At 68.3% G+C, this 19432-nt stretch carries 19 protein-coding genes; 16 read left to right on the top strand and 3 right to left on the bottom strand.

Annotated features, from left to right (window positions below):
- Positions 1-9: 9 nt before the first annotated feature.
- Together AS25_RS07465 and AS25_RS07460 are read left to right on the top strand one after the other, a co-directional pair.
- Complete coding sequence (locus tag AS25_RS07465) at positions 10-213, top strand: hypothetical protein (RefSeq protein ID WP_035963994.1); 204 nt, start codon at positions 10-12, stop codon at positions 211-213.
- A gap of 220 nt (positions 214-433) precedes the next feature.
- Entirely contained in the window at positions 434-1537 is a 1104-nt protein-coding gene (locus AS25_RS07460) for a DNA-formamidopyrimidine glycosylase family protein (protein ID WP_035963993.1), read from the top strand.
- 113 nt (positions 1538-1650) lie between these two features.
- Here the strand turns inward: AS25_RS07460 and AS25_RS07455 are convergent, their stop codons facing one another.
- Together AS25_RS07455 and AS25_RS07450 are read right to left on the bottom strand one after the other, a co-directional pair.
- Positions 1651-2679, bottom strand: a complete 1029-nt coding sequence (locus tag AS25_RS07455; protein ID WP_035964163.1) for a CAP domain-containing protein — start codon at positions 2677-2679, stop codon at positions 1651-1653.
- Between the two features lie 274 nt (positions 2680-2953).
- Entirely contained in the window at positions 2954-3952 is a 999-nt protein-coding gene (locus AS25_RS07450) for a pseudouridine synthase (protein ID WP_052160809.1), read from the bottom strand.
- 62 nt (positions 3953-4014) lie between these two features.
- Here AS25_RS07450 and idi point away from each other — a divergent pair, with 62 nt between their 5' ends.
- The 6 genes from idi (at position 4015) to AS25_RS07420 (ending at position 11595) form a co-directional block, all read left to right on the top strand.
- Positions 4015-4557, top strand: coding sequence for an isopentenyl-diphosphate Delta-isomerase (gene idi, locus AS25_RS07445; protein ID WP_035963991.1), 543 nt, complete (start codon positions 4015-4017; stop codon positions 4555-4557).
- Between the two features lie 1738 nt (positions 4558-6295).
- Complete coding sequence (locus AS25_RS15505; protein ID WP_084118077.1) at positions 6296-6778, top strand: GNAT family N-acetyltransferase; 483 nt, start codon at positions 6296-6298, stop codon at positions 6776-6778.
- 287 nt (positions 6779-7065) lie between these two features.
- Positions 7066-8244: a glycoside hydrolase family 76 protein gene (locus AS25_RS07435; protein ID WP_035963989.1), complete on the top strand. Its 1179-nt coding sequence runs from the start codon at positions 7066-7068 to the stop codon at positions 8242-8244.
- 62 nt (positions 8245-8306) lie between these two features.
- Positions 8307-8849: an NUDIX hydrolase family protein gene (locus tag AS25_RS07430; protein WP_035963988.1), complete on the top strand. Its 543-nt coding sequence runs from the start codon at positions 8307-8309 to the stop codon at positions 8847-8849.
- A gap of 578 nt (positions 8850-9427) precedes the next feature.
- The gene (gene tgt / locus AS25_RS07425) at positions 9428-10738 is read left to right on the top strand and encodes a tRNA guanosine(34) transglycosylase Tgt (protein ID WP_156960925.1); all 1311 of its coding nucleotides are present in this window, start codon (positions 9428-9430) and stop codon (positions 10736-10738) included.
- A complete protein-coding gene (locus tag AS25_RS07420; protein WP_035963987.1) occupies positions 10735-11595 on the top strand; it encodes an MBL fold metallo-hydrolase in 861 nt (286 codons plus the stop codon). Before tgt ends, AS25_RS07420 begins: the two co-directional genes overlap by 4 nt.
- A gap of 64 nt (positions 11596-11659) precedes the next feature.
- Here AS25_RS07420 and AS25_RS07415 read toward each other — a convergent pair whose 3' ends face one another.
- Entirely contained in the window at positions 11660-12406 is a 747-nt protein-coding gene (locus AS25_RS07415) for a queuosine precursor transporter (protein ID WP_035963986.1), read from the bottom strand.
- Between the two features lie 121 nt (positions 12407-12527).
- Between AS25_RS07415 and AS25_RS07410 the strand changes: the two genes are divergently transcribed.
- From AS25_RS07410 to AS25_RS07375, 8 genes are all read left to right on the top strand, one after another.
- Positions 12528-13355, top strand: coding sequence for a hydroxymethylpyrimidine/phosphomethylpyrimidine kinase (locus tag AS25_RS07410; protein WP_035963984.1), 828 nt, complete (start codon positions 12528-12530; stop codon positions 13353-13355).
- A gap of 151 nt (positions 13356-13506) precedes the next feature.
- A complete protein-coding gene (locus tag AS25_RS07405; protein WP_035963983.1) occupies positions 13507-14172 on the top strand; it encodes a TetR/AcrR family transcriptional regulator in 666 nt (221 codons plus the stop codon).
- A 157-nt stretch (positions 14173-14329) separates the two neighbouring features.
- Positions 14330-14623, top strand: a complete 294-nt coding sequence (locus tag AS25_RS07400) for a type II toxin-antitoxin system VapB family antitoxin (protein WP_035963982.1) — start codon at positions 14330-14332, stop codon at positions 14621-14623.
- Between the two features lie 126 nt (positions 14624-14749).
- Positions 14750-16003, top strand: a complete 1254-nt coding sequence (locus AS25_RS07395; protein WP_035963981.1) for an endonuclease/exonuclease/phosphatase family protein — start codon at positions 14750-14752, stop codon at positions 16001-16003.
- Between the two features lie 180 nt (positions 16004-16183).
- Positions 16184-18139, top strand: a complete 1956-nt coding sequence (locus AS25_RS07390) for an ExeM/NucH family extracellular endonuclease (protein ID WP_052160807.1) — start codon at positions 16184-16186, stop codon at positions 18137-18139.
- A 63-nt stretch (positions 18140-18202) separates the two neighbouring features.
- A complete protein-coding gene (locus AS25_RS07385) occupies positions 18203-18442 on the top strand; it encodes a hypothetical protein (protein ID WP_035963980.1) in 240 nt (79 codons plus the stop codon).
- 24 nt (positions 18443-18466) lie between these two features.
- Complete coding sequence (locus AS25_RS07380; protein WP_035963978.1) at positions 18467-18646, top strand: hypothetical protein; 180 nt, start codon at positions 18467-18469, stop codon at positions 18644-18646.
- A gap of 98 nt (positions 18647-18744) precedes the next feature.
- On the top strand, positions 18745-19137 hold the full coding sequence (locus tag AS25_RS07375; RefSeq protein WP_035963977.1) for a hypothetical protein: 393 nt from the start codon (positions 18745-18747) through the stop codon (positions 19135-19137).
- Positions 19138-19432 lie beyond the last annotated feature (295 nt).

Raw genomic sequence — 19432 nt, 5'->3', positions numbered from 1 at the left:
TTGAGGGGCATGGCGATGACTTTGCGGCTGACCGAGGACGACGAACGCGCTCTCGCCGCCCTGGCCGAAGCGGACGGCATCAGCCGTCAGGAAGCCACGATCCGAGCCATCCACGAAGTTGCGGCCCGGAGAGGTCACGAGCGGCAGGTGACCGAAGCGTCGGCGCGTGCACGTGCACGCTATGCCGATGTGTTGGACCGGCTCGGGCGGTGACGCGGTACCTCACGACCGAGGACCTACTCGTGGTGATCAACGATCTCGGAGTCGGTCCATTACGCGATGTGGGGTTGCTGGAGGCCACGGCGAGTGGCCGAGCCGATCTCCCTGATATCGCCGCAATGCTGCGACGGTGGCATTGACGCCACAGCTGCGAACTGCCGCCGAGCCCACTCCCGTTCGACACTGAACACCCCACCCTACCTAGGAGGCCCAGGTGCCCGAAGGTGATTCCGTCTACCGGCAGTGCAAGATGCTGCGCGAAGCGCTGGAGGGGTCCGTGATCGTGAGCTCGGACTTCCGGGTGCCCTCACTCGCCACGTCGGACGTTTCCGGCCGCACGGTCGTGGCCGTGGTGCCGCGGGGGAAGCACATCCTCATCCGGCTCTCCGAGGCCCCCGATGCGGGCGAGCTGAAATCCGGGGCCGAGCCCCTCACCCTGCACTCCCACCTCATGATGGACGGCACGTGGCGGGTCTTCGACCGGGAAACGGCCGGGGGCGCCACAACCGGCTCCGGTGAGGAAGCGAAGGCGGCACCCGGTGCAGGTGACGTATCGAGCACAGGCGGGCGAGCGACGTCGTCGTCCCGTGGGAGGAACGGGATGCGCACGAGCCGACCCGGGGCGAGTCCCTACCGACCGCGGGGGCAGGCCCGGCGGGGCGGCAGCGTGCGATCGCGCGCGGAGGTGAAGACGCGGCTCAGCGCGGACGTGTCGATCGGGCAGGGCTCGCACACCATTCGCGCGATCCTGCGCACCGAGGACGTGGAGGCCGTGGGTTTCGACGTCAAGGACGTCCGGCTGGTGCCCACCCGCCTGGAGGACGAGCAACTCGTGGGGTACCTGGGCCCGGACATCCTCGGCCCGGACTGGGACCTGGAGAAGGCCCTCGAGCGGCTGAGCGCGCAACCGGACCGGGCGATCGGCACCGCGCTCATGGATCAGCGCAACCTCGCGGGGATCGGCAACGTGTATCGCGTGGAGGTGCTCTTCATGTCGCGCACCAATCCGTGGGTGACTGTCGGCTCCCTGCCGGAGGGCAAGCTGCGCGAGATCGTGACGCTCGCGCACAAGCTGCTGCACCTGAACAAGGACCGTTCGATGCGCTCGACCGTGGGGCAGGCACCGCAGGGTCGCCCACTGTTTTGGGCCTACGGCAAGGACGGCCAGCCGTGTCGCCGGTGCGGCGCGGTGCTGCGGCGCGGGGAGATCGACGACGCTCTGCTCACCGCCCCCGCGCCGGACGGGACCACGACGGCGTCGGGCACCGCGGTGCAGCACCTGCGCAAGATCGTGTGGTGCCCGCGCTGCCAGAGCTAATGACGGGCTGACGAAAAGGGGATCGGCTGCGGGGTGCGCCCGGGCCCGTCAGGACCGGAACGCACCCCGTGCGCGCGCCGTCGGCGAATCCGGACGTGCCGGTTCGCGGTGCGTCAGCGGGTGACCCAGGTCTTGCCCGTGACCGAGGACCAGTGGACGGTGTAGCCCTTGGAGAAGCGCTGGCGCATCTCGGAGCCCACGCGGTACTCCTCGGTGACGGGGTAGCCCCACCCGCGCTCGAAGCCGGCGGCCTTCCAGCGCTTGCCGATCGCACCGGTCTCTTTGATCACGTGCGCGCCGGAGGACGGGGACCACATGAACTTGTACTGGGCACCGCCCGCGGCCCTGAAGTTCTGGTAGACGCCGCCGTTGACCAGGCCGCCGCGTTCGTTCATGGTCGGGTAGCCGAACTTGGCGGCACCACCCAGTGCCTGGTACCGGCTCTTGATGCCGCCCTTGACGGTGTAGGCCGGGGGTGCCACGCGCTTCGCGGCCACGGGGGCCACGGTGTCGGCCTGCGGGCGCGGCGCGGCCGCAGTGACCGTGCGGGTGACGTCCGAGGGACCGCTGCCGGCCGGGTAGCCGTAGGAATCCACGGTGCCCACCAGGCGCCAGCCTTCACCCGTGCCGGACAACCGGCCATCCACGTAGGTCAGTCCGATCCCGACGACCTGCATCCGGGGATCCGTGAGGACCTTGTTGTGCGCGTGGGATCCCTTCCACCAGTTCATGAGGTCGGGAACCGAGTTCTGCCACGACAACGCGTGGATCTCCCCCGCCGCGTTGTACCCGGCGGCCCGGCGGTCCGTGAGGAACAGGTTGCTGTGGTCGATGACCTCTTGCTTGACCAGTCGGTCGGACTGGCTCTGGGCGATGCCGGACAGCGACTTGGAGTACTTAACCGGGGCCAAGCCCTTGGACGCCCGGTGCTGGTTGATCAGGTTCAGGAGCTTCTGGGCGTCCGCCGCCCGCGTGCTGCTGGACACGGACACGATGTCGGAGGGTGCGGCCTGCGCGGGGGTGCCGGTGAACAGGCCCCCGCTCAGGATCATGAGAGCCGCAATGATGGCTGCGGCCAGGCTCGTGAGGGCTCGTCGGGTCGGGGAGCACCCGTCGATGGCAGGAATGCGGTGATGTGACATGGGGACCATTTCGTCGTTGGGCGCACGCGCCCGCACCTCCGTGGCATGACACCACGAGGGTGTGACAGACGTGCGCGCTGTGGGGGGACAGCTCGTGGTGGCATGTGCCAACCGACTCGGGGCTGTGTGTACGACAACCCCTGTACGGGCCCGATGAGGGGGGAGGACCCGCTGGTAAGGGTACCCCGGGGTAGCCGGGTTTCGGTGTGTTACGTCACGCTCGGTCGGAAAGTTTCGGCATCCTTCGACGGACGTTCAACCTTGCCCTTGCAGGTCAGTGCGCCGGGAGTTCGCTGGACGCCCCGGATCGACGAGCCGCGTGGGAGCTGGGTGACAGACGTGAGTTCACGGTGGTCGTCTTGCCCGTCATGGGATGGGTGAAGGTCAGGGAGCGGGCGATCAACTGCATGGGGTTGTCCGGGTCCTCCACGTCGAAGTCGTCCCGCGGCACCGGGTACAGCTTGTCCCCGCGCAACGGTAGGCCCAGGGAGTTCATGTGCACCCGGATCTGATGGGTACGCCCGGTCAGCGGAGCGATCTCGTAGCAGCCCCACTGCCCCGCATCATCGGTGAAGCGGTCGAGCAGGCGGATGTCCGTGATGGCGTTGACCTCACCCGGTTCCTCGAAGGCTTGCACGACTCCCTGGATCTTGCGGATCCGGGACTCCACCCGGACCGGTTCCTCCCCCACCCGATCGTTGACACGGGCCACGGCCCAATAGGTCTTGGTCACCGTGCGCTCCTGGAACATGCGGTGGAACGCCCCGCGGTCCGCCGCGTGTTTGCTCAGCAGCAGCACCCCACCCGTGGAGCGGTCCAGCCGATGCAGTGCGGAGATCTCGTCGTCGTGGAACTGGCAGCGCGCGGCGACGACCACGGAGCGGCGGACGTTCTCACCCTTCGGTGTGCTGCACAGCCCGTGCGGTTTGTCCACCGCCAGGATCCACTCGTCCTCGTACAGCACGTCGAGGATGATGGGCGCGGCGTCGTCGTCCGGGACCGGGCGGTGGAACCATACCGAGGCCCCCGCTTCGTAGGGGGTGGCCGGGGTGACGACGGCGCCGTCGTCCCCGCGGACGCGACCGGCGGCGACCTCGTGGGCGAACCACGCGGCGTCGTTCGGGAAACGCTGCTGGACGTAGTCCGCGGCCGTGGTCGGGAGACCGTCCAGGGCCCGCAAGACCGGGTCCGGGGAACCCGGGCCGGGCATCCGGACCCGCGCGGGCCCCACGCCGCGCACCGTGGGTAGCGGAGGGTTTACGCGTCGTCTCACTGCGTGTCCGATCCGGCGGTTACCATGGCCTGGAACCTAACACATGACCGTGAGGCGGCCTCGTGAGCGAGCACACCAGCCCGGAGCGCGTGGTGCTCCTGGACGATCAGCACCAACCCACCGGAACGGCCCTGAAATCCACGGTTCACACCGAGGACACCCCCCTGCACCTGGCGTTCTCGTGCCACGTGCTCAACCCCCGCGGCCAGGTCCTGGTGACCCGCCGTGCGCTCGGTAAGCGCACGTGGCCCGGCGTGTGGTCCAACAGTTTCTGCGGCCACCCGGGCCCGGACGAGTCCTTCGAGGACGCCGTCGCCCGCCGCGCCCAGCAGGAACTCGGCCTGGAGATCCGCAACCTCACCGTGGTGCTGCCCGAGTTCCGATACCGGGCCACGGACGCCTCCGGCGTCGTGGAGAACGAGTTCTGCCCCGTGTTCATCGCCGTCGCCGACGACGATCCCCACCCCGCCGAGTCCGAGGTCGCCGAGTACTCGTGGGCCGCCCCGCACGACCTCGTGGCCGCGGTGGAGAGCGCCCCGTTCGCGTTCAGCCCGTGGCTCGCGGACCAGATCCGCGAACCCGTGCTGCGGGAGGCGCTGGGCTGAGGGCCCAGGTTCACCACCCTGGATCGGGTCACCTTTGGCCGTTGTGTGTTGATCGTCCCTCGGGTCATTCGGGGCGTAGAAATCTGGCATCAGTATTCTTCCCCAGTGCACCAAATTACCTCCACCCTCGGTGAGTGGGATCGACTCCACCAGCTTCTCCGGGGAGCACCCGACATACACGAGGCAACGGGAGGCCACCAAGACGGTCAGCGAGGTAGAAAGCACAAGGTTTTTCCTGAGCTGGGTCTGCTTCTCCAGGCCATGGGCGTAGTTGTTCCGCAGACTCTTCTCTTCTCTCTTCCACAGGTCGTGTGCCCCGGCAGCCGTCCCACAGATTGTCGGCACCAGTGGCTGTACATCGTCCACGATGTCCTGGATACGCTGCTCAAGTGTGGGTTCTCCCAACTGGCTATTGAGGACACGATTCTTCAGGGTGGAGGCTAGGAGATCGCCTATTTCCCCTTCATCCTTGACCCTCGCGATGATGTCCCCGATGGCGCGACGGGCCTTTTTTCTTGAGCTTTTGTCAGGGCACCGGTTTTCCCAGAGTGAAGCGTGCGGTGTAGCCCCTCCAGCGACATGACCATCGTGGAGAAGTCTGCGTCCACGAACCGTTCGCCATGCGTGCCACGAGCTAGAACATTCGCTGTCAGTTCAGGAGCCCGCCCCAGTTCTGGACGTCGTTCCAGCCAGGCAGCAATGAGCTCGACGTCAGACTCGCCCCTCCGAGCGGCCATGCCGTCATGACGTTGATCGTCTAGGGGATCTTCAACCATCCAGCCGTCGACCTCCAACGGCCGCTCGGGCCCTCCGGCGATCCGCACTCGGTACCGGTCGACCACAGCCCGGTTCATGCGCAGCAAGGAGAAGAACTCCTACCGTTCCTCAGCTTGGTCAGAAGTGCTCTCCAGGGACGCGATCGGAGCTTGCGCCCAGGCCTCCAATCCGCTCAGATACATGAACAGGCAAAGTGGGGTGATCTGGGTCGATGCCATAAACGAGCTCGCGCACCACGCGCCTATTCCACCCGCAAGTGATTACTCCTCGTGCATTTACTGGGGCCATGCCGAGCACTCGGGCCCGACGGTCGTCCCTGCCGGCCGGCGGTGGCCGAGCACATCCGACTTTTCATGCCCCTATCAGCCATTTCTCCGAGCGGGTACCCGCAACAGGTGCGAGGCCGGCTCCACGGTCAACCATCCTGGGTTTGATTCCAATCCTGCCACTAACTAAGAAGAATCAGGATCACGTCCAGTGTGTACTCTCGAAGCTTTAGCGACCACGCGGTGCGGATGGCGTTGGGCCACAGGGCCGCCCGAAGGTGTTCGCGTATCGCGGCGGTGTTGGCATTGTGCTATCCGTTAGGTTTCGGGAAAGACGCCTAACGGATGCGGATCCGAAAATATGGTGGGGTACAGTCCGAAGAAATGGTTTCTTTAATAGGAACGGTGGGTGAATCCCTCGGTTATGCGATGGTCGAGGCGCTCAAGAGGTGGCGCGAGACCGAGTTGATCTATTCGACAGCTACCTACATCTCGGTTTCAGTGGTCGTGCTGGTCACGGTGGAGTGGGTGCGGTGTGGGGCAACGCGCGTCTGCGCAAGGCCGTGGACTGCGCCACACCAGAAGGAGCGAAGGCCGCCTACCATGAGAACCGGAATCAGATGCTGGTATCGGTCTAACCTCCGGAAGCTAACCCAGGGAGGTTCGCCGGTGGCCCATCCTGCCATGCTTGGCCGGTGGCCATCGACATCATCGAACACCGCGACGACAACGCCGTGCACCGGATCCTTGAGGCACTCCCGGAGTGGTTCGGAATTCCCGAAGCCATCGACGGTTATGCCGCGGACGCCGCGGATGACAGCTACGGACGTCTTATGGCCCTCGATGACGGAGCGCCCGTGGGAGTCGTTCTCACCCGACGCCACTTCCCCGAATCCGCGGAGATCCACCTCATGGCCGTCCATCCGGACGTGCGTGGGACCGGTATTGGCAGGCGTCTCGTGGAACGGGTGGTGGACGATCTGTCCGCCGATGGCTGCACGCTGCTCTCCGTGCACCCGGTGGGGCCGTCCTTCGAGAACGGCCCCCTATGCCCAGACCCGGGCCTTCTACACCAGGATGGGTTTCCTTCCCCTGGAAGAGCACGAGGACCTCGAATGGCCGGGCCCCACGCTCATCCTGGTCCGGGCCTTGCCCGCGACAGGCCGAGGCCACGCTGAGAACCAGGACCACACCCAGGGGACATCAGCACCACCAACCAACGGGGCAGGCGGCGTTGGTGAGAGCGAGATGTCGGGGAATCGATGGGGCCCATGACGCGAGTGTATGGGGAGGTGCTCAGGGATCCGCGCACGCCCCGACGCGAATTCCTAGTGGAGTAAAAGCACCCCACCACGGGGAAAAGCTGCGATAACTCAGAAAAGGCAGCGGGGGCACCGGGCGAGCCGCAGCAGCACCGGGCGATAAACTCCTCACACACCCCACCCGTCCTCCCAGGAGCCCCGCGATGTCCGAATCCCCCGCCCACCGCGCCGCCAAGGCCGCGCACTCCGTGGACCACCTGTTCGGTTCGCGGGCGTTGCGCGTGCCGGGCACGTACCTGGGGGCTGTCGCGTTCCCGCGCCCGTGGCGGGGACCGTGGCACTACTGGTGGCAAGCCCATCTGCTGGACGCGTTCGTGGACGCCGCCGCCCGCGAGCACCAGGCCGGCAACCAGGACACCGCGGAGCTGGCCCGCTCCCGCGGGCACCGGTTGCTGCGGGGCATCGCCGTGCACAGTGGCGGGCGGGTGACCAACAACGTGTTCTTCGACGACATGGCCTGGTTGGCCCTCGCCCTCGGACGCCTGCGGGACGAGGACGTCGCCGCCACGGGCCGCACGTCGCGCGCGGTGCAGGACGACGGCGCCGCTCTGGCCAAGCGCCTCGCCTCCGGTTGCGACGACAACATGGGCGGCGGTGCGTGGTGGAACACCACGCGGGACTACAAGAACACGGCGTCCACCGCCCCGGTGGCCCTGACGTTCCTGCGCATGCACCGCACCGCCGAGGCCCGCGCACTGCTCACGTGGCTGTTCGACACCCTCTTCGACGCCGAGCGCGGCGTGTTCCTGGACGGCATCCGCATGGCCGCGGCGGGCTCCGGGGAGGAGATCACGTCCGTGGACCCGCACGTCTACACCTACAACAGCGGCCCGGCCCTCGGTGCGGCCCTCGAGCTCGCGGGGCTCACCGAGGACCCCGTCGAGCGCGAGCTGTGGCTCGAACGGGCGGCACGGCTCGTCCACGGCGCGGCCCGGGAGTTCACGCTCCCCGGCCCCCACGGTGCACCCGTCCTGCGCGGTCAGGGCGGCGGTGACGCCGGGCTGTTCACGGGGATCCTGGTGCGCTACCTGGGCGAAGCGGCGTCGTCGTCGTTGCTGGACGACGACGCTCGGACCACCGCCCGCGCGCTCGTCACCGACACCGCGGACGCCCTGTGGGACGGGCGCCGGGAATTCGACCCGGACGAGGACTTCACGGTGCCCGCCGCGGCGCGAACGGTGGGCGAGACGGTCGCGGTGTTCTCCCCCGAACCGGCGCAGCACGCGAACCAGGCGCAGCGGGTCGGCGCCCCGGTGGAACTCAGCACGCAGGTGCAGGCGTGGACCGTGCTGGAAGCCGCCGCGCGTTCGGCTGATCGCTGAACTCGGCCGCTGACGCCGTGGGCTCCTGGCCCGCGGGGGCGTCACGAGGGTAGAAACGAACCATGAGTTCAGTACGCACCCCGGACCCCAACCCTGGCTGGCTCAGCGAGGACGACCTCAACCGTGCCCGCGCGTCCTTGCCGATCGTGTACGTGCAGGCCATCCCCGTGCGCCTGGACCCGCTCGGGTGCCTGTCCGAGATCGGGTTGTTGCTCACGCCCAACGACGAGGGCCGCATGGTGCGCACGTTCGTCTCGGGGCGCGTGATGTACCGCGAGACGGTGCGCGCCGCGCTGCTGCGTCACCTCGAGAAGGACCTGGGACCGCTCGCCATGCCGCAGATGCCGTCCACCACGGTTCCGTTCGCGGTGTCCGAGTTCTTCCCGTCCCCGTCCGAGACCGGGCTGACCGACGACCGGCAGCACGCGGTGGCGCTGAGCTACATCGTCCCCGTGCGCGGTGAGTGCGAGCCCCGTCAGGACGCGCTGCAGTTGTCGTGGATGACCCCGGACGAGGCGCTGTCCACGGATGTCCAGGAGGAGTTCGAGGGTGGGCGCGAGGACCTCATCCGCCAGGCGATCGCCCACGCGGGCTGGGGCCGCTGAACGGCGGATGACCTGCCCGGAGGGGGTCACTTGCCCCCGTTGGCCGCTTGCCGCATGAGCGGGATCGCCTGGGTGTCCGCCGCAACCATGGCCCAGTAGCTGTGGGACAACCCACTGAGGCTGCCCAGGATGCCGGCCCCGTGGCCAGGAAAAACCGACCGGCGTGGGCCCGCAGCTGTCCCGTGGTCAGCCCGTGATGCTCCGGGACGGGCACCACCGGTTCCGACGCCCCCAGGTTGGACAGCAACGCACCGAGCATCACGCACGCCGTGATGAGAACCCCCGCCTGGGTCTGGTGCTTGAACCGCGCACGGATGGGCTCGTTGCGTGCGTAGATGGAGGTGAAGGCACCGAACGCCGCGTAGATCGCCAGATCCGTCCGCCCGACGACCAGCAGGAACAACAGGGGCACGGCCACGGACAGGGCGATGCGAGCCGCCGGGACGTGGTCGCGCTGGGACGGTGGGACCCTGAAGAATTCTGTGACCTGACTCACCGGATTGCGCTCGTTCTTTCGGCATCGGGTGGAGGGGACACCACATTGTCTCTCGCTTTCGCGCAACCGGCACAATGGTGTGGTGTCCAGCACCGAATCCCCCTCCCCGTTCACCTTCCGGCTCCACACGCGCCTGCGTGATTCTCCCGTTCCGCAGCAGCGCATCCGGGACAACGGCGGCCAGTTCCAGGCCCGCACGGGCACCATCACCACGCCGCACGGCCCCATCCGCACCCCGGCGTTCATCCCGGTGGCCACGCAGGCCGCCGTGAAGGCCGTGCTCCCGGAGTCCATGGCGGCGGAGGGCGCCCAGGCGATGCTGGCCAACGCGTACCACCTGTTCCTCGAGCCGGGCGACGACGTCCTGGACGCCGCCGGCGGGCTGGGCACCTTCATGAACTGGCCCGGCCCCACGTTCACCGATTCGGGCGGGTTCCAGGTGATGTCCCTGGGTTCGGGGCTCGGCAAGGTCATCGACATGTCCGCGCTCACGCCGTCCCCGGAGGGCGCGCAGCCCGCCCCCGGGCACAAGCGCATGGCGCGCGTGGACGACGACGGCGTGTGGTTCCGTTCCTACCTCAACGGGGACCTGCACCGGTTCACCCCGGAGGTCTCCATGCGGGTGCAGCACAACATCGGCGCGGACATCATGTTCGCGTTCGACGAGCTGACCACACTCCACGATTCCCGCGAGTACCAGGAGGACGCCCTGGAACGCACCCGCAAGTGGGCCCTGCGCTGCGTGGCCGAACACCGAAGGCTCACCGAGGCCCGCGCGGACAAACCCTGCCAGGCGCTGTTCGGGGTGATCCAGGGCGCCCAGTACGAGGACCTGCGGCGTATGGCCTGCCGGGATCTGGCCGAGATGGGCTTCGACGGGTTCGGGATCGGGGGTGCCCTGGAGAAACGTCAGCTGGGGACCATCGTGCGGTGGTGCACGGAGGAACTGCCGGAAGAGACCCCCAAGCACCTGCTGGGCATCTCCGAACCGGATGACATCTTCACGGCGATCGACAACGGCGTGGACACCTTCGACTGTGTCTCCCCCACTCGCGTGGCCCGCTCGTCGGCCGTCTACTCCCCCGATGGCCGGTTCAACCTCACGAACATCCGCTTCAAACGCGACTTCACGCCCATCTCGGACACGTGCCCGTGCTACACGTGCACCCACTACACCCGCGCGTACCTGCGTCACCTGTTCAAGGCCAAGGAGCGCAACGCCGCAACACTCGCGTCCATCCACAACGAGCGCTTCATCCTGGACCTCGTCTCCGGCGCGCGGGACGCCATCGACGCGGGGACGTACTTCGACTACCGTGACGATTTCCTGGCGAGGTACTACGGCGCGCCGTCGACCTCCCCTGTTCCTTCCGAAACGGGAGGCCCGCGATGAGCGACCCCAAGCCCGTGCACGCCACCCCAGGTGTCCTGCGCCGCGTGAGCGCGTGCGCCGGCGTGGTGCTCGCGCCCAATCCCGGGCCCATGACCCTCGACGGCACCAACACGTGGATCCTCTCCGCCCCGGGGGACGGCCCGGAGCACCCGAACTACGGCCACCACCCGTCCGCGCAGGGCCGGGGCGAGTGGCCCGGGCCGGACGTCGTCGTCGTGGATCCCGGGCCCCTGGACGAGGCGCACCTGCAGGCGGTCGCGGCGACCGGGACCGTGGTGCTGATCCTCGTGACGCACCGCCACGGGGATCACACGGACGGCATCGACCGACTCCACGAGATCACCGGTGCGCCCGTGCGTGCGGCCCTGCCCGAGTTCTGCCGGGACAGCGGCGAGCCCCTGCGGGACGGCGACTGCATCCTGGCCGCGGGCGTGAGCATCCGCGTGCTGGCCACCCCCGGGCACACCTCCGACTCCGTGTGCTTCCGGTTGCCCCACGACGAGCCGGAGACGGTCATCACCGGGGACACCGTGCTGGGGCGCGGTTCCACCATGATCGACCACCCGGACGGTTCCCTGGGCGACTATCTGCGCTCCCTCGAACTGCTCGGGCAACGCTCGGACGCCACGGTGCTACCCGCCCACGGCGCACCCCTGCCGGAGCTGCAGGAGGTGTGCGAGGAACTCACGGAGCACCGGCTCGAACGCCTGGATCAGGTGCGGGAGATCGTCGCCGGACTCGGCCGCGACGCGAGCGTCGAGGCGATCACGGACGCCGTCTACGCGGACGTCCCCGCCGGGGTGCGTCGCGCCGCGGAGCGTTCCATCGCCGCGCAGCTCACCTACCTGGGCTACTGATCCGGGGGCGTCTCGCCTACCCGGGCTCGCGAGCCGGGGGCACGACGACGCCGCTCGCGCCCCGCTACCGCGCGTTCGCCTCCTCGAGGGCGCGCGTGTCGTAGCCGGGTTCGCGGCGCTTGATCCAGCCGATCACCGCGTACGTGACCGGCATGATCACGACCTCCACGAGGACCTTGTAGACATAGCCCACCAGGACGTAGTTGAAGAACGCGGACCACGAGTCGATCCCGATGATGGGAGCGGCGATCGAGCAGAAGATCACGGTGTCCACGAGCTCGCCCACCATGGTGGAGGAGATCAGCCGCGCCCAAAGATGCTTCTCCTTGGTGCGTTCCTTGACCTTGACCATCACGTATGCGTTGAGCAGCTGACCCACCAGGTAACCCAGCAGGGAACCCGCCACGATCAGCGGGACCGGGCCCAGCACCGTCTCGAACGCGCTCTGGTTCTCGTAGAAGGGCGCCGGCGGCAGGATGATCACGATCCAGAACACCAGGGAGGAGAACGCCCCGAAGAAGAAGGACGTGATGATCGCCTTGCGTGCGGCCCGGAAACCGTAGACCTCGGAGACCACGTCCCCCAGCACGTAGGCCAGCGGGAACAGGAAGAACCCACCGTCCGTGATGATGGGCCCGAAATGCACGCCCTTGGTCGCGCCGATGTTGGAGAGCACCAGGATCACGCAGTACGCGGCCAGGATCACGTCGAAGTACGTCCGGGGACGGCGCGCGAAGAGGGACTGCCGGTCGCCCTGCGCGGGCGCGGCGGTGCGGGAAGAGGAAGTGTGGGGCGGGGTGGCGTGAGACACGGGTGTCCTTGGGATGTACGGAAGGGTCAGGGACGTCGTCTGCCACCCGGCGTCGAGCCCAGTGTAATGGGGTGGTGCGCCGAGTCGCGGGCGCGTCCCGCGCGGGAGCACAATAGCGTGCATGAGCGAAACCACACGTAACCAACCGCCCGTTGCCATGACCGTCGCGGGCTCCGAGGCCACCGGCGGTGCCGGGGCGCTCGCGGACATCAAGACCTTCACGTCCCTGGGGGTCTTCGGATCGCTCGCGCTGACGTGCATCGTGGCGTTCGATCCCGAGAACGACTGGGGCCACCGCCTCACGCCCGTGGACCAGCAGACCCTGGCGAACCAGCTGCAGACCATTTCCGCGGCGTACGACCTGGACGCCGTGAAGATCGGCATGCTGGGTTCCCCGGACACGATCCACACAGTCGCCACGGCCATGAAGGACCTCGCGCCCCGCCACCTGGTGCTGGACCCCGTGCTGATCTGCAAGGGCCAGGAACCGGGCGCCGCGCTCGACACCGATCAGGCGCTCAAGGCACAGATGCTGCCCCTGGCCACGTTCGTGACCCCCAACCACTTCGAGTCCCTGTCCCTATCCGGGATGGAGGAGATCAACGACGTGGAGGACCTCAAGGAGGCGGCCCAGCGCATCCACGACTCCTCCGGGGCCACCGTCCTCGCGAAGGGTGGCGTGCGGCTCTCCGGCCCGGACGCCGTGGACGTGTTCTACGACGGCTCCACGCTTGAGGTGCTGTCCGAACCCAAGGTGGGCGAGGTCCCGGTCTCGGGCGCCGGCTGCTCGTTGGCCGCGGCCGTCACCGCGGAGCTGGCCAAGGGCGCCTCCCCGCTCGACGCCGCCCGCACCGCCAAGAGCTTCGTCTCCGCGGGCATCCGGCACCGGCTGGGATCCCACCTGCCGTTCGACTCCCTGTGGCAGGGCGGGCTCGCCGCCGAGGTCTGATTGAACGGCGCCGACGAGGTTCCTGAAAGCCTGCGGGGAATGCCCTGAAGTAGGGGGCATTCCCCGCGCTCATGCGGTGGAATGGGGGAAGAACACACACGGCCCGTCAGCGCCCCGCCCTTTTGCTGACAGAATCAGGTAAGGTGTCGTCATGCCCCGCATCACCGCTTCCAGTAATGCCGCCCAGCGCGAGCGCACGCAGCGTGCCGTTCTCGACGCGTTCGGGGACCTGCTGTACAGCAACGGGCTCACCGATCTGACCATGACCCAGGTGGCCAAGACCGCCGGGGTGGGGCGCACCGCGGTGTACAACTACTTCGCGGACATGGGCGAACTGCTCGTGGCCTACGCCCTGGACAAGACCGAGCGCTTCGTCTCGGACCTGCATCGAGAACTCGCCGCGGTGGAAAACCCCGTGGACCAGTTGGGCGTGTACGTGCGGTTCCAGATCGAGGACCTCAGCCGCCGGCACCTGCCTCCCGGCCAGGCCATGCGCACCGTGTTGTCCCCGGAGGACTTCGCCAAGCTCGGCGAGCACGTGCAGCAACTGCAGTCCCTCCTCGCGTCCATCCTGCAGCGCGCCATGGACGAGGGCTACCTCCCGGAGGGCGACACCGACGAGCTGTCCGACCTGGTCCACGGCTCCCTCACCTCCACCGCGGATCGCAGCAAGTCGGTGCAGAGCGAGCGCGCCCAGCGCGAACGCACCCTGGCCACCGTCCGGTTCATCCAGCGCGGTCTGGGCGCCCAGTTCGACGCCGACTTCCGTCCCGTGCGGCTTCCCTCGCAGCCACCCGCTTTGAGCGCGGTCTCCTGACTCCCGAGTCCGGCCCCGCCATCGGGACCGGACTGCCGGCCCCGACGCCTGTCACCCGCCTCCGCGCTGGGCGCTTTCGGCCCCGCGGACGACGACGCCCGCCCGCCTCGTACGCCCCGGTTCTGCGGACCGGGGCGTACGGCTTTAGGGTGAGTCCATGATTTTCAAGGCCGTGGGAGACGATCGCCCCTATCCGGACCACGGTCTGGTCACACCCTCCGACTGGTCCAAGGTGGCCCCGCAGCAGGTGCGCCTGGGAGATCTGGTGACCACCACCTCCACCCTGAACCTGGCCACCCTTCTGGATTCGGACTCCACGTTCTACGGTGATCTCTTCCCCCACGTGGTGTCCTGGCGGGGAACGCTCTACCTCGAGGACGGCGTGCACCGGGCCCTGCGCACGGCCCTGCACCACCGCTCCGTGATCCACGCGCGGGTCCTGGAGCTCTGACCGCGCGGCGGCACGAACCTCCACGGTCGATGTCGCCCGGATCACCAAATCTTCACTTTCCCGCTACGACCTGGTCGTTCACCCTCTCTACCCTCGGGTCATCTCGTCCTGACCTGGAGGTTTGCCATGCGTCTGCGTTCTCGTACCACTGCGGTCTCGGCCGCGGCACTGGCCGGAGTGCTCGCCGTGACCACCGTGGCACCGGCCGCCGCGGGGGAAGGTCCGCGAGCGGCGTCGTCGTCCAAAGGACACGAAAGCCGGGACAAGCACGGACTGCGCGTGGCCACGTACAACGCGTCCCTGAACCGGGGCGAGCAGGGGCAATTGCTGCGGGACCTGTCCACACCGGACAACCAGCAGGCCCGGAACATCGCCCAGGTCATCCAGGTCAACGACCCGGACATCGTGCTGCTCAACGAGTTCGACTACGTCCCGGGCGGACGCGCCGCGCAGGCGTTCCGCGACAACTACCTGGCGGTGAGCCAGAACGGCCACGCGCCCGTGGACTACCCCTACCACTACGTGGCGCCGGTGAACACGGGCGTGCCGTCCGGTCTGGACCTCAACCAGGACGGCACGGTGGGCGGACCGGACGACGCCTGGGGCTTCGGGCTGTTCCCGGGCCAGTACGGCATGGTGATCTACTCCAAGTACCCGATCGCCTGGGATCGGGTCCGCACGTTCCAGCACTTCCGGTGGCAGGACATGCCCGGCAACCACCTGCCCACCGACTACTACGCGCCGGAGCAGGCTGCGCAGCTGCGGCTGTCCTCCAAGTCCCACTGGGACGTCCCCGTGCGCGTGGGCCACAAGACCGTGCACGTGCTGGCCGCGCACCCCACGCCGCCCAGCTTCGACGGCCTCGAGGACCGTAACGGGCGCCGGAACAACGACGAGATCCGGTTCTGGGCCGATTACGTCACGGGCACCAAGTCGGCGCGCTACATCTACGACGACGCCGGGCGGCGCGGCGGCCTGCCCCGCGGCGAGCGCTTCGTGATCGTGGGCGACTACAACTCGGACCCGAACGACGGCGATTCCTTCCCGGGTGCCGCGCGGCAGCTGCTCGACAACTCCCGGGTGCGCGACCCGCAGCCCACGTCCACGGGCGCCGTGGTGGCGAGCGCGCGCCAGGGCGGCGCCAACCGGACGCACGTGACACGCCCGGCACTCGACACCGCGGACTTCTCGGACGATCCCGCCCCCGGGAACCTACGGGTGGACTACGCGTTGCCGTCCAAGAACCTGCCCCTGCTCGACGCCGGTGCCTTCTGGCCCGCTCCGGGCCGGCCCGGTTCCGAGCTGACCGGTGAGTCCCCGTTCCCGACTTCCGACCACCGCCTCGTGTGGGTGGACGTCAAGATCCCGGGCAGGCGCTGATCCCCGCACGACGGCGCGTCCCGGGTCTTCGTGTGAAGCGCCGCCCGCTTCCGTCACCGCCTGTCACGCACCCCCCTGTTCCCACGCCCCCCTTTTTTCGCATCCTCTGTTTGCGTAACCCCGCCCCGGGGCGTGCGATCCCGATCCCCCACCCGACAAACCCTCGACTGGAGACCCCTCATGCCCGTGACATCACCCCTGTTCAGCCTGCGGACCCGCATCGCGACCGTATCCTCCGGCGCGCTCCTGCTGTGCGGCGGCCTGGCCGCAGCACCCGCGGTGGCCGCCCCCGCGCCTTCCGGTTCCACCGGGACCGTGTCGATCGCTCAGATCCAGGGCACCGGGGACGAGACGCCCCTGAAGGGCCAGACGGTCACCACCGAGCCCTCCGTCGTCACCGCCGTGTACCCGGGTGATCCGGGGACCCTGGGCGGATTCGTGATCCAGACCCCCGGAACCGGTGGGCACGTGGACACCTCCCGGGCCTCGAACGCCGTGTTCGTGTACACGGGAGCCACCCAGTCCACGGTGTCCGTGGGTGACCGCGTGCAGGTCACGGGTGTGGCCGGGGAGTTCAAGGGCCTGACCCAGCTCGCGGGCAACGTGGAGGTCACTCCGGTGCGCGACAAGCTCCCCGCAGTGAAGCCCGTGACGAACAACTGGGCGTCCACCGCCGCGAACCGCGAGAACCTCGAATCCATGCTCTACCTGCCCAAGGAGAAGTTCCGGGTCTCGGACACCTATGGCGTGGGCCGCTACGGTGAGCTGGGCCTGTCCGCGGGCAAGGAGCTGCCCACCCAACCCACTCAGGTGGCACGCCCGAACAGCCCCGAGGCGCGCGCCCAGGCACAGCGCAATGACGCCATCTCGGTCACATTGGACGACGGCACCAACCGGGGCTTCGCGGCCTCGCCCACCCAGGAACCCCGCCAGGTCCCGTACCTGACCCCCGAGAACCCCGTGGCCGTGGGCGACACCGCGCGGATCACCGCCCCGGTGATCGTGGACTACCGCTTCGACAAGTGGCGCCTGCAGCCCACCGCCCCGGTGGTCCCGGGCAAGGAACCGGCCCGGTTCTCCGGCTCGGCGGACCCCAAGCCGGGGGTGGGTGGACAGGTGCGGATCGCGTCCTTCAACGTGCTGAACTACTTCACCACCGTGGGGCAGGACAAGGGCTGCCGCGGCGGGAACTACTCCACGGACGGCACGTACAACGTGGCGCAGGGCTGTGACGCGCGCGGGGCCTACGACCGCGCGGACTTCGAGCGCCAGCAGGCCAAGACGGTCTCGGCGATCAACAAGGTGGATGCCTCCGTGGTCGGGCTCATGGAGGTCGAAAACTCCGCGAAGCTCGGCGAGCCCAAGGACGAGGCGCTCGCCTCCCTGGTCAAGGCGCTGAACAAGGCGGCCGGCTACACTAAGTGGGCCTACGTCCCCGTGGCGGATTCCGAGCTGCAGCCGGTCGCAGAGCAGGACTTCATCACCAACGCGATCGTCTACCAGCCCCGCGAGGTCACGCAGGTGGGTCAGGCCCGGGCCCTCGGCTCCGAGGCCGTGGCCGGCGGCGCCTTCGAGAACGCGCGCACCCCGATCGCGGCCACGTTCACCGCGACCAAGGGCGGCGGCAAGCACGGCGCAGCACCCACCACGGTGGTGGTCAACCACTTCAAGTCCAAGGGCTCCGCTCCCCGCACCGGTCCCAACCGGGACACCGGTGACGGCCAGGGTGCCTGGAACGCGTCGCGCGTGGCGCAGGCGAGCGCCGTCGTCGACTGGATCCCCGAACTCACGGCCGCCGCGGGCTCCCAGGACGTGGCCGTGCTCGGCGACTTCAACTCGTACGCGCAGGAGGACCCCCTGCAGGAGTTCTACCGCGCCGGGTACGCACGGGCCGCCGAGGACGACTACACGTACGTGTTCGGGGGCCAGGTGGGTTCGCTCGACCACATGCTGATCTCGCCGTCGCTCGCCAAGCGCATGACCGGCGCGGCCGCGTGGAACATCAACTCGGGCCAGTCGCCCTTGCTGCAGTACGCCCAGTACCGCACCACGGCCCTGGACTACTACGTCCCGAACGAGGTCGCCTCCTCCGACCACGACCCGTTCATCGCCGGGTTCCGGGCGGGCACGAAGTAGCCCTCCCTTCCGGTACGACGACGCCGCCCGGCCCGTTGCGCACGACCGCGGCCGGGCGGCATCATGCTGCCAGCCCCCGCGATCTCGGAGGCGCGGGACTCCCCGGCCGCCACGGGTGGATTGGGGAACTCCGCGGACAGCAGCGACCCCTTCGGCGGGATGGCCGCGGTGACCGGTTCGCTCACGGCCGCCGAGACGTGCGAGCACATCGACGCGTTCCGGGCCAACATGCCGGGCAACGTGAGCAACGATCTCGCGGGTGCCCGCGAGGCCGTGGCGCGACCGCGCTCGGCGGCACCGTAGGAGCTCAGCGGTAACCTGCGCGGCATGAAGCAGGTGCTGTGCAACTTCGAGAACGGCAACAACTCCATGCAAGCGGTCGAGGGCAAGATGACCGGGTTGACCAACCAGTGCCGGGGCCTCGCGAACCGGAGACGGATCCGCGCAGACATGTGCGATCGTAATTATTCGGCGGATATTACTCAGGGGTCATTCCTGTTCCTATGATGTGCTCACCCCCTTGATCGGTGAGTACCGCACAGGCCGGCGGAGCTGTCATCACACGCCCGCCACGGGCTTCCTCACCCTTAACGAAGGATCCGCGCATGTCCGCCGCAACCTCCATCCGCCGCTCTGTCACGACCGGGCTCATCGCATTGTTCCTCGCCTCCGGCACCGTTGCCGTGGGCTCCTCCGCACCGGCGGAGGCCGCCGTGGTCAAGCCGTGCAAGGCCAGCATGTCCGTGACGCAGCCCCGCCAGTACACCAAGACCTCCGTGAAGGTCTCTCAGGTGGGTGCACGCGCCAAGGTCACCACCACGGCCAAGTACAAGACCACCACGACCAAGAAGACTGCGGTCGCCTCGACCAAGGGCACCGCCGTGACGACCTACTCGATCGGCCGGGCCACCCTGAACCGCAAGGTGGTCGTGGACGTCGTCGCCACCTCGGGCAAGACCACGTGGAAGTGCTCCACGTCGTTCACGCCGAAGCGCTGACGCCTCGGGTGGAGGGGCCACCCTCCCACCCCTTCCGCTGGTGAAAATTAAGTGGAGTAAAAGCAGCCTGGCTCATGCGAGGCTGCTTTTACTCCACGAGGAATTCGACACGAGGTTCGACGCAGGGCCCGCGCCCACGCACCGACGTTCATGAATGAGAAATGCGCCCCGTGCTGACACGGGGCGCATTTCGTCGATCACAGCGCGGAGGATGGGGTGTCTAGCGTCAGGAGATCGTTGACAGTGTTGGCTGTGGGACCCACCGGGTGATCGTTGACAGCTGCGTCGGGTCATC

Origin of the sequence: Kocuria marina (assembly GCF_000786655.1) — a bacterium.
In the GTDB taxonomy this organism is placed as follows: Bacteria; Actinomycetota; Actinomycetes; order Actinomycetales; family Micrococcaceae; genus Kocuria; species Kocuria marina_A.
Note: the sequence above shows the minus strand (reverse complement) of the source record. Positions and strands in the feature narration are given on the sequence as shown.

Bases quoted from the DNA above. Each gene is read 5' to 3' on its own strand.
- AS25_RS07395 (WP_035963981.1), top strand. From the start codon at position 14,750: ATGCGTCTGCGTTCTCGTACCACTGCGGTCTCGGCCGCGGCACTGGCC.
- AS25_RS07455 (WP_035964163.1), bottom strand. From the start codon at position 2,679: ATGTCACATCACCGCATTCCTGCCATCGACGGGTGCTCCCCGACCCGA.
- AS25_RS07375 (WP_035963977.1), top strand. From the start codon at position 18,745: ATGTCCGCCGCAACCTCCATCCGCCGCTCTGTCACGACCGGGCTCATC.
- AS25_RS07405 (WP_035963983.1), top strand. From the start codon at position 13,507: ATGCCCCGCATCACCGCTTCCAGTAATGCCGCCCAGCGCGAGCGCACG.
- AS25_RS07390 (WP_052160807.1), top strand. From the start codon at position 16,184: ATGCCCGTGACATCACCCCTGTTCAGCCTGCGGACCCGCATCGCGACC.
- AS25_RS07430 (WP_035963988.1), top strand. From the start codon at position 8,307: ATGAGTTCAGTACGCACCCCGGACCCCAACCCTGGCTGGCTCAGCGAG.
- AS25_RS07410 (WP_035963984.1), top strand. From the start codon at position 12,528: ATGAGCGAAACCACACGTAACCAACCGCCCGTTGCCATGACCGTCGCG.
- AS25_RS07435 (WP_035963989.1), top strand. From the start codon at position 7,066: ATGTCCGAATCCCCCGCCCACCGCGCCGCCAAGGCCGCGCACTCCGTG.
- AS25_RS07385 (WP_035963980.1), top strand. From the start codon at position 18,203: ATGCTGCCAGCCCCCGCGATCTCGGAGGCGCGGGACTCCCCGGCCGCC.
- AS25_RS07420 (WP_035963987.1), top strand. From the start codon at position 10,735: ATGAGCGACCCCAAGCCCGTGCACGCCACCCCAGGTGTCCTGCGCCGC.
- AS25_RS07465 (WP_035963994.1), top strand. From the start codon at position 10: ATGGCGATGACTTTGCGGCTGACCGAGGACGACGAACGCGCTCTCGCC.
- AS25_RS07380 (WP_035963978.1), top strand. From the start codon at position 18,467: ATGAAGCAGGTGCTGTGCAACTTCGAGAACGGCAACAACTCCATGCAA.
- AS25_RS07400 (WP_035963982.1), top strand. From the start codon at position 14,330: ATGATTTTCAAGGCCGTGGGAGACGATCGCCCCTATCCGGACCACGGT.